The sequence below is a fragment of the Bacillus sp. BD59S genome, assembly GCF_007363175.1.
Classification (GTDB): Bacteria; Bacillota; Bacilli; order Bacillales; family Bacillaceae_G; genus Bacillus_A; species Bacillus_A pacificus.
In genome coordinates, this window is sequence record NZ_CP034686.1 from 1,306,273 (window position 1) to 1,320,463 (window position 14,191).

Below are 14,191 nucleotides of genomic sequence, written 5' to 3' on the forward strand. Positions count from 1 at the left end.
ATTTTCGGTTTAGGTGCATGAAATAAGCATACATTAGAAAGGGAAAGGTGTGAGAATTTCGATGACAAAATGGAAACGGGCAAATCCAAATGGAACGAGAGATTATTTATTCGAAGAATGTACGTTAATTGAAGAAGTGGAGCAAAAATTAAGGCGTACTTTTTTAGAGAGAGGTTATGAAGAAATAAGGACACCAACAATTGAATTTTATGATGTGTTCGCCTTTCAAAGCCGGCCGATAGATGAAGAAAAGATGTATAAATTTTTTGATGAAAAGGGAAGGATTATCGTATTGCGTCCAGATATGACAATTCCTTTAGCGAGAGTGATCGGAACGCAGAGGTGTGATACGCCACTTAAAGTGACGTATAGCGGAAATGTATTTCGAGCGAATGAGTCCCTAACCGGAAAATATAATGAGATCGTACAAAGTGGTATTGAAATTATTGGTATTGATAATGTAAGAGCTGAAATTGAATGCGTCATAAGCGTCATTCAATCACTGCAAAAGGTGAAGGTGCAATCTTTTACAATAGAGATTGGGCAAGTGCAGTTATATAAATGTATTGTCAAAAAGCTCTCCATTCATGAGGAAGAAGAGAGAGTACTTAGAACATATATTGAAAGTAAAAATTATGCTGCTTTATCAAATTTTATTAGAGAAAAGAAATTAGATCGATGTGATGAAACAGTAAGATTACTTGAGAAATTACCAAGGCTATTTGGGAATTTAGAAGTGATTGAGGAAGCAGAAAAACTCGCCTCGAGTAATGAAATGAAAATGGCCATCGCAAGAGTGAAAGAAATATATGAAGCCATTGAAAAACTAGGTTATGGATCTTACATATCAATTGATTTAGGTATGATCCAACATCTAGATTACTATACAGGAGTTATTTTCAAAGGGTATATATATGAGATTGGAGAAGAAATTGTTAGTGGTGGAAGATATGACGAGTTAATCGGAAATTTTGGAGAAATGCTGCCGGCTGTTGGGCTCGCGGTGCAAGTCAATCAAATTGTGAAGGCGATGCAAGAGCAGCAAGAACCATATGAACGAAAGAAAATAGATATTATCATTCATTATGAGTTAAATAGATTAGCAGAAGCGGAAAGATTACGAAATTTACTTCAAAAGGATGGGAAAAAAGTAGAGCTATCCTTATTCTCTAATGTAAACGACACCTTTCAATTTGCAAGAAAAAATCAAATAGTAACGGTCGTTGAGGCACAGAATGAATCGTTAGTGGAATATGTATGGAAAGAGAAATGGGTAGTCCAGAAAGAAGGAGAAACTTCATGCGTAACATTCAAATTGCGTTAACGAAAGGAAGATTAGAGAAGCATGTGATTCCACTCTTTGAGCAGATTGGAATTGATTGTTCAGAGCTCAAAAATAAAGGACGAAAGCTTGTCTTTCAAAGTAAAAATACAGATATCTCATTTATTTTAGTGAAAGCAGTAGATGTCGCTACTTATGTAGAACATGGAGTAGCTGATATTGGTGTCGTTGGAAAAGATATTCTAATGGAAAACGAGAAAGATATTTATGAAATGTTGGATTTAGGAGTAGGCGTGTGTAAGTTTTGTGTAGCTTCTATTCCTACTTATAACCCGAAAAGTTACCGAAAGAAACGTATTGCAACGAAATATCCACATATTACTTCTAACTATTTTCATGATAAAGGAGAGAATGTAGAAATTATTAAAATAGAAGGTTCTGTAGAAATCGCTCCTATTCTTGGATTGGCAGATGCAATTGTCGATATTGTTGAAACAGGAAAAACATTACAAGAGAATGGACTCATTGTATTTGAGGAAATGTGTTCTATATCTGCTCGAATGATTGTAAATAAGGCTGCATTAAAAACTAAAAAAGACGAAATATTCAGTATTATAAATATGATGGAGCAAGAAATTTTGTCAGGAAAATAGGGGGGCTTGTAATGGAGATCGTTTGTGAAGATTTTCAAAAAGCGTTATCGAAAATAAAATTGCTACGAGAAAACGCTAATATAATAGAAGAAACTGTTCAAAGAAATGTAAGCGAAATTGTTCGGAATGTAAGGGAGAGTAAGGATGAGGCCCTATCTTTTTATACAAACAAGTTTGATGGTGTGGAGATGAAAGAGTTTCGTGTAAGTGAAGAAGAAATAAAAAGAGCGAGTATGTTTGTAGAAAATTCATTTTTAGAAGCGTTACAAGAGGCGAAGAAAAACATTATTTCGTATCACGAAAAGCAAAAAAGGCAATCCATATTCGATTGCGAGAGTAAAGGCATCGTTAGAGGACAAATCATTCGGCCGTTAGAAAATGTAGGAGTATATGTGCCGGGCGGAACGGCTTCGTATCCTTCGTCAGTATTAATGAATGTATTGCCAGCAAAACTCGCTGGTGTGCAAAAGATTGTAATGGTAACACCGCCGAGAGAAGGAGGAATTGATCCACATATTTTAGTTGCTGCAAGTCTTGCAGGGGTGGATGAAATTTATACGATAGGTGGTGCGCAAGCAATTGCAGCTTTAGCATACGGAACGGAATCGATTCCGAAAGTGGATAAAATAGTTGGACCTGGAAATTTGTACGTCGCTCTAGCAAAACGAGAAGTATATGGAATAGTAAATATCGATATGATTGCCGGACCATCAGAAATTGTAGTTATCGCTGATGAAACCGGTAATGCAAAATATATCGCTGCTGATTTATTATCACAAGCAGAACATGACGAGAGAGCAACGGCAATTTGTATTACAACAAATATAGAGTTAGCAAAAAAAGTAGAAAAAGAGATAGAAAGACAGTTAGAAACATTACCGAGAAGCGAAATTGCACGTGAATCGATAAATAGAAATGGAGCTATTTGTATCGTTCCTTCTTTAAATGAGGCGCTCCAATTATCGAATGAAATTGCCCCGGAACATTTAGAGTTACATATAAAAGAACCGATGAATGCTTTAGCTTATGTGAAACACGCAGGATCTATCTTTCTTGGACCATATGCACCGGAACCGCTCGGTGATTATGTAGCAGGACCGAATCATGTGTTACCGACGAGTGGAACGGCAAGATTTTTCTCACCGTTATCAGTCGATGATTTCGTGAAAAAATCAAGTTTCCTGTCTTATACGGAGGACGCGTTAAGAGATGTCCAACATCATATTGTAGAACTTGCCAATAAAGAAGGGTTACATGCGCATGCGAGAGCAATTCAAATAAGATTTGAGGAGGAAGAATAATGCGTGAGTTTAGTCAAATACGTGAGACGACAGAAACAAAAATAAAATTAAGTTTGCAGCTTGATGAAGGAAAGAACGTTTCTGTACAAACGGGAGTGGGATTTTTTGATCATATGCTAACTTTATTTGCAAGGCATGGAAGATTTGGTTTGCAAGTGGAGGCGGAAGGCGATGTATTCGTTGATGCGCATCATACAGTTGAAGATGTTGGAATTGTACTCGGAAATTGTTTGAAAGAAGCATTGCAAAATAAAGAGGGGATTAACCGTTATGGCTCTGCTTATGTACCGATGGATGAATCTTTAGGTTTTGTCGCAATTGATATAAGCGGCCGCTCGTATATTGTGTTTCAAGGAGAATTAACGAATCCAAAGCTAGGAGATTTTGATACAGAACTAACAGAAGAATTTTTTAGAGCAGTTGCTCATGCTGCCAATATTACATTACATGCTCGTATTTTATACGGAAGTAATACACATCACAAAATTGAAGCGTTATTTAAAGCATTTGGTAGAGCGCTTAGAGAAGCAGTCGAAAGAAATGCTAACATTACTGGTGTAAATTCAACGAAAGGGATGTTGTAATTGATTGCCATTATAGATTATGGAATGGGAAATATTCGTAGTGTAGAACAAGCATTAAAGTATATTGGAGCAGCGTACATTGTAACGAGTGATAAAGAAGAGATTTTTAGAAGTGATGGAGTGATTTTACCAGGAGTAGGTGCATTTCCAAAAGCGATGGATGTATTGGAAGAAAAAGATTTAGTGCGTGTGTTACAAGAAATCGGGCGTTCAAGAAAACCACTTCTAGGTATTTGCCTAGGAATGCAGCTTTTATTTGAAAAAAGTGAGGAACTACAAGACTGTAACGGGTTAAATTTATTGCCAGGCGTTATTCGAAAGTTAAAGGTTCCTTATAAAATTCCTCATATGGGATGGAATGAGTTAAAGAAAGAAGGAGAGATAGCGCTTTGGAATGGAGTAGAGGACGGTTCTTTCGTATATTATGTCCACTCTTATTACGCAGATTGTCCAAATGAAATTGTGTATGGAATAAGTGATTATGGAGTGAAAGTACCTGGTTTTGTAGCAAAAGGAAATATATATGGCGCACAGTTTCATCCTGAAAAAAGTGGTGACATAGGGATGAAAATGTTGAAAAATTTTAAAGGAGTGGTAGAATCATGGAAATCTTCCCAGCTATCGATTTAAAAAAGGGACGATGCGTTAGACTGTATCAAGGAGAATTTAGTAAAGAAACAGTAATGAATGAAGATCCGGTTGCGCAAGCGATTATATTTGAAAAATTTGGAGCGAAACGGTTGCACATTGTTGATTTAGATGGTGCAGTTGCTGGTGAGTCGTTAAACTTGTCCGTCATTGAAAGAATTTGCAAGGCAGTACGTATTCCAGTGCAAGTTGGAGGAGGAATTCGATCACTTGTAGCGGTAGAGAAGTTATTTTCAGTAGGGGTAGATAAAGTGATTTTAGGAACAGCTGCTCTGTATGATAAGACATTTTTAGAAGAAGCAGTTTTTTTATATAAAGAAAAAATCATCGTCGGAATTGATGCGAAAAATGGTTTCGTAGCAACGAGAGGTTGGCTTGATTTATCTGAAGTTTCTTACATTGATTTAGCGAAACAAATGGAGAATGTAGGTGTTCAAACGATTGTATTTACAGACATTTCGAAAGACGGGACACTTGCAGGACCGAATATAGAACAATTGGAGTTACTACAAAAAAGCGTTTCTACTCGACTTATTGCTTCTGGAGGAGTTGCATCTATTCAAGATGTGAAAAAGTTAAATGATATGAACATATACGGTGTCATAATTGGTAAGGCTCTTTACGAGAAAACGATTGATTTAGAAGAAGTGCTAGAGGTAACAAAGTTATGTTAGCAAAACGCATTATTCCATGTCTAGATGTGAAAGAAGGGCGAGTCGTAAAGGGGGTAAATTTTATAGGGTTACAAGATGTCGGGGATCCTGTTGAAATAGCAGCTTTATATAATGATGCGGGAGCAGATGAAATAGTATTTTTAGATATTACGGCAACGTATGAAGGACGAAAAACAATTATAGATGTTGTAGAAAAAACGGCTTCAAAAGTATTTATTCCTCTTACAGTTGGCGGAGGAATTTCAAGTGTGAAAGATATGTACAATTTACTAAGAGCTGGAGCAGATAAAGTTTCAATTAACTCAGCAGCATTGCGAAATCCAAAATTAATCGAAGAAGGGGCACAGCATTTTGGTTCACAATGTATCGTCGTCGCAATTGATGCTAGAAAAGTAGCAGAAGATAAGTGGAATGTATATGTGAACGGCGGGAGAGTTGATACGGGAATGGATGCAATCAGGTGGGCAAAGCGCGTTACAGAGCTAGGCGCAGGCGAAATTTTATTAACGAGTATGGATGCAGACGGAACGAAAAACGGATATGACCTTCGTTTAACAGAAGAAATTTCAAAAAGTGTTTCCGTACCTGTCATCGCGTCAGGTGGATGTGGTCATGCTGATCACATTATAGAAGTGTTTCAAAAGACAACAGTTGATGCAGCATTAGCGGCATCAATCTTTCATTACGGTGAGGCGACAATAGGGGACGTAAAGAAAAAGTTAAGAAATGCAAACGTTGAGGTGCGGCTATGAAACCTAACTTTTCAAAAGGACTATTACCAGCAGTTGTAATTGAAGAAGATACAAAAGAAGTTTTAATGCTAGCTTATATGAATGAAGAAGCATATGAAAAAACAATAGAAACGAAAAGAACATGGTTTTATTCTCGTTCAAGAAGGTCGTTATGGAATAAAGGAGAAACATCAGGTAATGTCCAACATGTGCAATCTCTTTATTTAGACTGTGATCAAGATTCAATCGTTGTTGTCGTAAAGCAAGTAGGACCTGCATGTCATACGGGAGAAAAAACATGTTTTCATTACAAAATTATATAGGGGGATACATATGAAAAACGCCTTTACATTACTATTTGAAACAATTGAAGAACGAAAGAGAAACCCACTTCCTGAATCATATACAAATTACTTGTTTTCAAAAGGAGAAGATAAAATTTTAAAGAAAATTGGTGAGGAATGTTCTGAAGTAATTATTGCATCCAAAAATAATGATAACGAAGAGCTAGTGAAAGAAATGGTTGATGTATTGTATCACTGCTTCGTGTTATTAGCCGAAAAAAATATATCATTAGAAGATATTATAGAGGAAGTGACAGAAAGAAATGGGAAGCTTTCGAGAATAGGGGACAGAAGAGAAATAGATACATTATAGGGGGAATATGTATGAAGGTGGATTATCACATTCATTTAGAAGAAGGGCCATATTCAATAGGATGGCTAGCTAAAATAAATGAATCATTACAACATTATGAACCGCTAAAAGAAGAAAAACATTCTATGGAATGGCTTGTGAAAACACAAGAACGCCTGCAAAGACGTGTGAATGAAGGACCATTTACAACGAAATGGATTGATTTATATTTAGAAGAAGCTTTGCGAAAAGGGATAAAAGAAGTTGGTATTGTCGATCATTTATATCGTTTTTATGAAGCGAAAGAATACTATGAAAAATATGTTGATATTAGTGATTCGGGGCTTGGACGTTTACAAAAGGAATGGTTAGAACAAGTAAGGGTAGCTTCACTACATGATTTTACAAAGGCAATTGAAGAGGCGAAAGAACGGTGGAGTAAAAGAGGTGTTACGCTTAAACTTGGAATTGAAGCAGATTATTTTATTGGTGGTGAACAACAATTACAATCTTTACTCGCATTAGGAGATTTTGATTATGTAATTGGTTCTGTTCATTTTTTAAATGGCTGGGGATTTGATAATCCAGATACGAAAGAATATTTTAAGGAACATGACTTATATGCTTTATATGATACGTTTTTCAAAACGGTTGAGTGCGCAGTTCGTTCTGAGTTATTTGATATTATTGCTCATCTTGACAACATAAAAGTATTTAATTATCGGTTAGATGAGAATGAACAACTTTCTTATTATAAGAAAATTGCGCGTGCATTAGTAGAAACAAATACAGCAACGGAAATAAATGCGGGATTGTACTATCGCTATCCTGTGCGCGAAATGTGTCCGAGTCCGCTATATTTACAAGTATTAGCTAAACACGAAGTTCCGATTACACTCTCTTCAGATGCTCATTATCCGAATGATTTAGGAAAATATGTGGAAGAGAATATAAAGACGTTACGTAATCATGATATTGCTCACTTAGCTACATTTACGAAACGAGTCCGAACGATGAGATTACTAGAAGAAGTAACAATTTCAAAATGATCACGATTTTTTCATGAAAACCCATCTTTTTGTTCAAAATAAGAAAGAATAAAAAGGAGGGTAAAGAAATGGTGAAACAACAAAATAAACGAAATGCACAAGATGCACAGCAACAAGCGTATACTTCTGAAACGAATGCTACATCTCAATCCGTTATTGAGGAACAAATTAGTGATACAGTTGCAGAAGGAACGATCGATGTGAAGCTTGGAAAACAATCGCAAGAAAAAGAATAAGAAGAGGGGGAGACTTGCATCTCCTCTTTTTTGTGGAAAAGTGTCGATTTTCAAAACTATAATCAAATTCCTTGGTTTTTATATGTGGATTTCTTACAATGAAAGATAAGAGAGATCTTATTTTCTATAGAAGAGGTGTTAGTAGTGGCAAAAATATTAGTAGCAGGGAAAATTCCAGCAATCGGATTAGAACTATTAAAGGATCATAATGTAGAAATGTACGATAAAGAGGAGTTAATTTCTTTAGATGAATTAACAGAGCGTGTAAAAGACAAAGATGCATTGTTAAGCCTACTTTCTACAAAGGTGACAAAAGAAGTGATTGATGCGGCACCTAATTTGAAGATTGTTGCAAACTACGGTGCTGGTTACGATAATATTGATTACTCGTATGCTGGAGAAAAAGGGATTGCCGTAACGAATACACCGAAAGTATCAACGGAAGCGACAGCAGAATTAACATTCGCACTTCTTTTGGCAGCTGCACGTAGAATCCCTGAAGGTGATACGCTATGTCGTACAACTGGATTTAATGGATGGGCACCGTTATTTTTCTTAGGCCGCGAAGTACATGGTAAGACAATTGGAATTATCGGTCTTGGAGAAATCGGAAAGGCAGTTGCGAAGCGTGCAAAAGCGTTTGGAATGAATGTTTTATATACAGGACCAAATCGAAAGCCTGAAGCTGAAAGTGAACTGGAAGCAACATATGTAACATTGGAAGAATTATTACAAACAGCAGACTTTATTACAATTAACTGTGCGTATAATCCGAAATTGCATCATATGATTGATGAGGAACAGTTCAAAATGATGAAGAAAACAGCGTATATTATAAATGCTTCACGTGGACCAATTATGCATGAAGCGGCACTTGCTCATGCTTTAAAAACGAATGAAATTGAAGGGGCAGCTCTTGACGTGTTTGAATTTGAGCCAAAAATTACTGAAGAGCTAAAAGGATTAAAGAATGTGGTACTTGCTCCTCACGTAGGAAATGCAACATTCGAAACGCGTGATGCGATGGCCGAAACGGCGGTAAGAAATATTTTAGCTGTGTTAAATGGCGAAGAACCTATAACACCTGTCAATCAAAAAGTATTCGTTACAAAATAAAAAGAAACCTTCCGGAATCGGAAGGTTTCTTTTTATTTTTCTTTATTTGCTCTTTTTGATGGTCTTTGTCTAAGGAATTGAGATAGCATGTACAAAATATATAGTGGAATAGCAATGAATAAGAAAACAGAAAAATTACCGAATCCTGTTTGGTACATTGTGATAATGATGCCCACTAAAAATAGTGTAATAATGATGCTATATCGTGGAATTGGTACATCTTTTAAACTTGGGATACGAATGCGGCTCACCATTAAAAATGCGAACGTTACAAATACTGTAATAAGAACGATTTTTGGAATGGTATGTGAAAATAATGTTAAGAAAGCAACAAGCCCTCCCGCTGCTGTAATCGGTACCCCAGTGAAGTATTTCATTGAAGTAGAAGATGGTGTTACATTAAATCGTGCTAAACGATATGCTCCGAAAAGAGGGAATAGCCCCGCTATGTATAGTCCGATGATTCCATAATTAGAGAAAGATGTGTAATACATAAGAACAGCAGGTGCTGCACCAAATGTTACGACATCCGCAAGCGAGTCAAGTTCTTTTCCCATTTGTGAATCAACACGTAATAAACGAGCAACACGCCCATCAAGACTATCTAACATCATCCCGATAAGTACTAAAATAGCAGCTGATTTATAATATCCTAAAGATGCATAGCCGATTGACAAGAATCCACTATATAAATTTCCGAGCGTAAATAAGTTTGGAATAGCTGCTCTATACAAAATCTGATCCCTTGCTTTCTGTAATAAATTCTTAATTAGTGTATGAAAGTTTACTTATTTTATCATACCATAAATTTCTTCCTCATACGAAAGAAATTCCCAATTTGTGAAAGATTTCATAGCAGAATGATTTGAAAAATAAGTGAAAAAAGAAGCAACTTTTATCAAGTTGCTTCGTGTATTATTCAAATTTCGTTGTCATAGTTCCAGTTTTATACCGGTTGTTAGGATCGAAACGTAACAAATCTCCATAAATGAGTTTGTCGGAAAGTTTCAATTCCGTTTTTGCTTTTTCAATATTCGGTTGACATAATGAGATGTCTGCTTCTTCACCTGTGTTTCGTTTATAGCACATGTTTTTTGTATACACATAATCTCCCGAAACGAAGCTACCATCACGCATTACCATAAGAGGGTCTTTTTCTTTAATAAATAGGTCAGTTCCAAATTCAACTGATTGATTTGTTTTAATACCAAGTAAATGAAGTAGCGTTGGTTTAATATCAATTTGACCAGACACTTTAGAAATGACTTTTCCTTCTTGACCAGGCACGTGAATGATGAGAGGGACGCGTTGTAATTGCATAGAATCAAACGGTGTAATAGCGTCTTTCCCAAGGAACTGAGCCATAGCTGCGTTATGGTTTTCAGAAATACCGTAATGATCTCCATAAATGACAATTACGGAATTATCATACAGTCCTTCTTCTTTTAATTGTTTAATAAATTGTTTAAGAGCTTCATCCGTGTAACGAACAGTTGGGAAGTAACGGTTTACAACACCACTTTCTGAATTAAACTCATCAACATATTGATCTTCTGGATTTAGAAGAAATGGAAAATGGTTTGTTAAAGTAATGAATTTTGTATAGAACGGCTGTGGTAAAGATTTTAGCTTTGGAATAGATTGTTCAAAGAACTCTTTATCTTTTAACCCCCAACCGACAGACATTTGTTCTGTGCCTACGTAATCATTTAAATTAAAGTAACGATCATATCCAAGTGCAGGATACATTACATCACGATTCCAAAACGTTTTATCGTTTGAATGGAAGACAGCAGAAGAATATCCGTATTTCTTTAATTGTTCTGGTGTAGCTGTATATTCATTTGTTGCATGAGTAAAGAATACAGAACCGCGGTCTAACGGATAAAGTGAATTTTCAACGATAAATTCAGCATCAGAAGTTTTACCTTGCCCTGTTTGATGATAGAAGTTATCGAAATAAAAACTATCTTTAATAAATTCATTTAAAAATGGAGTAATTTCTTTTCCATTTATTTTTTTATTAATAACAAAACTTTGTGTAGATTCCATTGAAATTAAAATTACATTTTTACCTTTTGCAGCTCCAAATAAGTTCTTATCAACTTGCTTATCTTTTGAGTCTGTATAGTTTTTAATTTCAGAGAACCCGTCCCCACTTGCAAATACACGTTCAGCTGAAGATTTAGATTGAAGTGTAATATCAAATAAATGATATGTGTATAAACCTAAATTTTTCACGACAGTTTGACGGTCAAACGAGCGCGAGAACATTTGTGGTTTATAAATAACGGAAACAACAATTTGTAGTGCTAATAGAGCAGTTACACCGCTAAAGAAAGTTCTCTTCTCAGAGCGAGAAAGCGGCGTCTTGTCGCAAAATGCTGGGAATTTACGCGAAAGAAACATTAAGATGATCGCATCTGCGAATAACAGTAATGTTTTATACGTAAAGAGTTCTTTTATACTCGTCCCTAAATCAGCCATATTATTTGTTTGAAATAATACTGGGAACGTAACGAAATCGTTATAAAATCCATAAAACATTGCATTTCCAAATAAAATGAATGATAGTATAAAACTAATTCCAACTATAATGCGGTTTCGGTGTTTAGATGCAAATAAAGCAAAACCGAAAAATAAAAGTAACGCAGCTAATGGATTAATAAAAAGCATAAATTCTTCAAAGAAATTATCAATTTTAATATCAAAAGCTAGCTTGTACACAATATATGTTTTTATCCATAATAAAACGACTGCAACGAGTGCGAATCGCAGTTTTGGAAACAGACGTTGTAGCATAATATACTCCTCTCCTAAAAAGCATGACGGTTCTTGTGGGCCTATTTGATTAGCGCCTCATTTTATATATACGAACAGTCCTTTATTATTATGTTTATTATACTATGAGTATCATTATACGAAAATAAAAGAGAGTTGTGGACTTTTTTATAACAATTGAGTAGAAAAAGGGCAGTAGGAGACAATAAAATGGAGTTTCTATGTATGATTATTATCGTGCGCGGAAAGAATCGTGTAACAATACGGAGGTTATAATGCGAAAATTATTATATTTTATAGTATGCAGTAGTGTTATACTTTTTGCTTCACCAAGTGTGTCGGTAGCTCAATATGATGCACCTCTTATGGAAGATGCCCTTTATTCTGTGTTATTCCCGAAAATAAATAAAGCAATTGAAAAACAATATGGGAGCTTGAAGCCTTATCAATGTCCTAAAATTATTAGTTTAAAAAAAGTGTATAGTGGTACATATTTATTTCAAGCAAGTATTGAAGTGACAAAGTATGAACGTGTTGCCGGGAAAATTGCGCCACCCTTTGAGAAGGTAACGATTACATTTAATAACGAAGAAGGCGAATGGGAAGTGACAAAGGTTTCAGTAAAGCGCTTACCAAATGATACGAAACTAAACTGTAAAAAAGCAATATAAAAAATTGTTTGACAAATAAAATGATCCTTTGGTATTGTTAATAGCAACAATTAGATGTTTGAAAATTAAATAGACTTACCTCATCTACTCTCAAAGGTAGAGGCCGCGATAGGAAAGAGTAAGCTATGGGAGATTTAATGGAATCTGTGATCATAGGTTGAAAGGGACTATTGCCGAAATATAAGAATAACCATCTTATTCATATATTGGGACTGCATTGAATAAATGTAGTACTGTCATAAGATTTATTTTATGGAGAGCTATTTGGAGATGTTGATGCGGTTTCTTATTTTGAGGAGATAACAACTCGTTTATTTTTTCAATATATATTTTTCCTAATAAGAAACGCGTGTGAACATTGTTCCGCGCGTTTTTTGTCTATCTAAAAGCGTGCTGCAATGAATAGAAGATTGGGGTTATGAGTTTTAGAGGAAATAAGGGAGGAATTCAAATGTATTTACACGGCACAAGCCGAATCAATGGGCAAGGACACTTAGAAATTGGAGGGTGCGATACGACGCAGCTAGCAAAACAATACGGAACACCACTTTATGTATACGATGAAGAGTCAATTCGAGGAAAGTGCCGCGCGTTTCATCGTGCTTTTAAAGAAAGTGGTTTCTCTTATCAAGTAGCATATGCAAGCAAGGCGTTCTTGTGCATGGAGATGTGCCGAGTAGCTCGTGAAGAGAATATGTCATTAGATGTTGTTTCTGGAGGAGAATTATATACTGCGCTTCAAGCAGGATTTCCGGCATCGCGCATTCATTTTCACGGCAATAATAAAACAGATGAAGAAATTGTGATGGCTCTTCAGGCAAATATTGGTTGTTTTGTCGTAGATAATTTTTTAGAATTAGAAATTTTGCATGATTTAGCAGTGCAACATGGGAAATTTGTGAACATATTAATTCGTGTAACGCCCGGAGTAGAGGCGCACACACATGAATATATTACAACAGGTCAAGATGATTCAAAATTTGGATTTGGCGTGTCAAATGGTCAAGCGATGCAGGCAATTGATCGTGCTTTACAAAAATCAAATTATAACGTGTTAGGAATTCATTCACATATCGGATCACAAATATTTGAAACGGCTGGCTTTGTGCGAGCAATTGAAGTTCTTCGTCAATTTTTAGAAGCAGTGAGAGAGCGAACAAACTATGTAGTAAAAGTGCTAAATGTAGGGGGAGGATTCGGAATACGCTACACAGAGTCCGATACACCATTAACTCTTGAGACGTATGTGCGAGCTGTAACAAGTGCGGTGAGAGAACAATTTACGTTATGTAATTATCCATTGCCAGAAATATGGGTTGAACCAGGCCGTAGTATTGTAGGTGATGCTGGAACGACACTTTATACAGTCGGATCTGTGAAAGACATTCCTGGTATTCGGAAATATGTATCAGTGGATGGTGGGATGACTGATAATTTAAGACCTGCTTTATATAACGCTCGTTATGAAGCAATGTTAGCGAATCGAGGGAATGATGAGAACGAGGAAGTTGTTTCGATTGCAGGGAAGTGCTGTGAGAGTGGGGATATGTTAATTTGGGATATTACTCTACCGAAAGTTGCTTCTGCGGATTTACTAGCAATTTCCTGTACAGGGGCATACGGGTACTCAATGGCGAATAATTATAATCGGATTCGTAGACCAGCTGTCGTCTTCGCGAAAGGTGGTACATCACAAATTGTTGTAGAGCGCGAAACATATGAAAATATTATTAGGAACGATCGCATACGTATAAAAGAACTTGTTTAAATGAGGAAAAAGGAGTTGTTCGGATGGGCAATTCCTTTTTTATAAAATAAAATAATTAAAA

16 protein-coding genes and 1 riboswitch are annotated in these 14,191 nt (G+C 35.9%); of the genes, 14 read left to right on the top strand and 2 right to left on the bottom strand.

Features of this window, described 5'->3' with window-relative positions; translation table 11 throughout:
- Positions 1–61: 61 nt before the first annotated feature.
- From hisZ to EKQ63_RS08760, 12 genes are all read left to right on the top strand, one after another.
- Positions 62–1,324 carry an ATP phosphoribosyltransferase regulatory subunit gene (hisZ, locus tag EKQ63_RS08705; protein WP_088328134.1) on the top strand — a complete coding sequence of 421 codons (1,263 nt, stop codon included), beginning with the start codon at positions 62–64 and terminating at the stop codon, positions 1,322–1,324.
- On the top strand, positions 1,300–1,935 hold the full coding sequence (gene hisG, locus EKQ63_RS08710; protein WP_087951797.1) for an ATP phosphoribosyltransferase: 636 nt from the start codon (positions 1,300–1,302) through the stop codon (positions 1,933–1,935). Before hisZ ends, hisG begins: the two co-directional genes overlap by 25 nt.
- A gap of 11 nt (positions 1,936–1,946) precedes the next feature.
- A complete protein-coding gene (hisD, locus tag EKQ63_RS08715; protein ID WP_088328135.1) occupies positions 1,947–3,236 on the top strand; it encodes a histidinol dehydrogenase in 1,290 nt (429 codons plus the stop codon).
- Positions 3,236–3,820: an imidazoleglycerol-phosphate dehydratase HisB gene (gene hisB, locus EKQ63_RS08720; protein ID WP_087951799.1), complete on the top strand. Its 585-nt coding sequence runs from the start codon at positions 3,236–3,238 to the stop codon at positions 3,818–3,820. Before hisD ends, hisB begins: the two co-directional genes overlap by 1 nt.
- Entirely contained in the window at positions 3,821–4,450 is a 630-nt protein-coding gene (gene hisH / locus EKQ63_RS08725; RefSeq protein WP_087951800.1) for an imidazole glycerol phosphate synthase subunit HisH, read from the top strand.
- Positions 4,423–5,142, top strand: coding sequence for a 1-(5-phosphoribosyl)-5-[(5-phosphoribosylamino)methylideneamino]imidazole-4-carboxamide isomerase (hisA, locus tag EKQ63_RS08730; RefSeq protein ID WP_088328136.1), 720 nt, complete (start codon positions 4,423–4,425; stop codon positions 5,140–5,142). Before hisH ends, hisA begins: the two co-directional genes overlap by 28 nt.
- Complete coding sequence (gene hisF / locus EKQ63_RS08735) at positions 5,136–5,894, top strand: imidazoleglycerol phosphate synthase cyclase subunit (protein ID WP_087951802.1); 759 nt, start codon at positions 5,136–5,138, stop codon at positions 5,892–5,894. Before hisA ends, hisF begins: the two co-directional genes overlap by 7 nt.
- Positions 5,891–6,196, top strand: a complete 306-nt coding sequence (gene hisI / locus EKQ63_RS08740; RefSeq protein WP_000803969.1) for a phosphoribosyl-AMP cyclohydrolase — start codon at positions 5,891–5,893, stop codon at positions 6,194–6,196. Before hisF ends, hisI begins: the two co-directional genes overlap by 4 nt.
- Before the next feature lie 10 nt (positions 6,197–6,206).
- Complete coding sequence (hisE, locus tag EKQ63_RS08745) at positions 6,207–6,530, top strand: phosphoribosyl-ATP diphosphatase (RefSeq protein ID WP_087951803.1); 324 nt, start codon at positions 6,207–6,209, stop codon at positions 6,528–6,530.
- Positions 6,531–6,541: 11 nt separating this feature from the next.
- On the top strand, positions 6,542–7,558 hold the full coding sequence (locus tag EKQ63_RS08750) for a histidinol phosphate phosphatase domain-containing protein (protein WP_088328137.1): 1,017 nt from the start codon (positions 6,542–6,544) through the stop codon (positions 7,556–7,558).
- Positions 7,559–7,626: 68 nt separating this feature from the next.
- Complete coding sequence (locus EKQ63_RS08755; protein WP_087951805.1) at positions 7,627–7,794, top strand: DUF4025 domain-containing protein; 168 nt, start codon at positions 7,627–7,629, stop codon at positions 7,792–7,794.
- A gap of 144 nt (positions 7,795–7,938) precedes the next feature.
- The gene (locus EKQ63_RS08760; protein WP_223290783.1) at positions 7,939–8,910 is read left to right on the top strand and encodes a 2-hydroxyacid dehydrogenase family protein; all 972 of its coding nucleotides are present in this window, start codon (positions 7,939–7,941) and stop codon (positions 8,908–8,910) included.
- Positions 8,911–8,942: 32 nt separating this feature from the next.
- Here the strand turns inward: EKQ63_RS08760 and pssA are convergent, their stop codons facing one another.
- Entirely contained in the window at positions 8,943–9,644 is a 702-nt protein-coding gene (gene pssA / locus EKQ63_RS08765; protein ID WP_000285422.1) for a CDP-diacylglycerol--serine O-phosphatidyltransferase, read from the bottom strand.
- A gap of 181 nt (positions 9,645–9,825) precedes the next feature.
- Entirely contained in the window at positions 9,826–11,712 is a 1,887-nt protein-coding gene (locus EKQ63_RS08770) for an LTA synthase family protein (protein WP_087951807.1), read from the bottom strand.
- A 254-nt stretch (positions 11,713–11,966) separates the two neighbouring features.
- Between EKQ63_RS08770 and EKQ63_RS08775 the strand changes: the two genes are divergently transcribed.
- Together EKQ63_RS08775 and lysA are read left to right on the top strand one after the other, a co-directional pair.
- Entirely contained in the window at positions 11,967–12,362 is a 396-nt protein-coding gene (locus EKQ63_RS08775) for a DUF3888 domain-containing protein (RefSeq protein WP_173601331.1), read from the top strand.
- Between the two features lie 89 nt (positions 12,363–12,451).
- Positions 12,452–12,633: riboswitch (Lysine riboswitch) on the top strand.
- A 180-nt stretch (positions 12,634–12,813) separates the two neighbouring features.
- Positions 12,814–14,130, top strand: a complete 1,317-nt coding sequence (gene lysA, locus EKQ63_RS08780; protein ID WP_143880964.1) for a diaminopimelate decarboxylase — start codon at positions 12,814–12,816, stop codon at positions 14,128–14,130.
- Positions 14,131–14,191 lie beyond the last annotated feature (61 nt).

Excerpts from the sequence above, each read along its gene's own strand:
- hisG (WP_087951797.1), top strand. The coding sequence starts at position 1,300 with ATGCGTAACATTCAAATTGCGTTAACGAAAGGAAGATTAGAGAAGCAT.
- hisB (WP_087951799.1), top strand. The coding sequence starts at position 3,236 with ATGCGTGAGTTTAGTCAAATACGTGAGACGACAGAAACAAAAATAAAA.
- hisE (WP_087951803.1), top strand. The coding sequence starts at position 6,207 with ATGAAAAACGCCTTTACATTACTATTTGAAACAATTGAAGAACGAAAG.
- hisZ (WP_088328134.1), top strand. The coding sequence starts at position 62 with ATGACAAAATGGAAACGGGCAAATCCAAATGGAACGAGAGATTATTTA.
- hisA (WP_088328136.1), top strand. The coding sequence starts at position 4,423 with ATGGAAATCTTCCCAGCTATCGATTTAAAAAAGGGACGATGCGTTAGA.
- hisD (WP_088328135.1), top strand. The coding sequence starts at position 1,947 with ATGGAGATCGTTTGTGAAGATTTTCAAAAAGCGTTATCGAAAATAAAA.
- hisF (WP_087951802.1), top strand. The coding sequence starts at position 5,136 with ATGTTAGCAAAACGCATTATTCCATGTCTAGATGTGAAAGAAGGGCGA.
- EKQ63_RS08755 (WP_087951805.1), top strand. The coding sequence starts at position 7,627 with ATGGTGAAACAACAAAATAAACGAAATGCACAAGATGCACAGCAACAA.
- EKQ63_RS08770 (WP_087951807.1), bottom strand. The coding sequence starts at position 11,712 with ATGCTACAACGTCTGTTTCCAAAACTGCGATTCGCACTCGTTGCAGTC.
- EKQ63_RS08775 (WP_173601331.1), top strand. The coding sequence starts at position 11,967 with ATGCGAAAATTATTATATTTTATAGTATGCAGTAGTGTTATACTTTTT.
- EKQ63_RS08750 (WP_088328137.1), top strand. The coding sequence starts at position 6,542 with ATGAAGGTGGATTATCACATTCATTTAGAAGAAGGGCCATATTCAATA.
- lysA (WP_143880964.1), top strand. The coding sequence starts at position 12,814 with ATGTATTTACACGGCACAAGCCGAATCAATGGGCAAGGACACTTAGAA.
- hisI (WP_000803969.1), top strand. The coding sequence starts at position 5,891 with ATGAAACCTAACTTTTCAAAAGGACTATTACCAGCAGTTGTAATTGAA.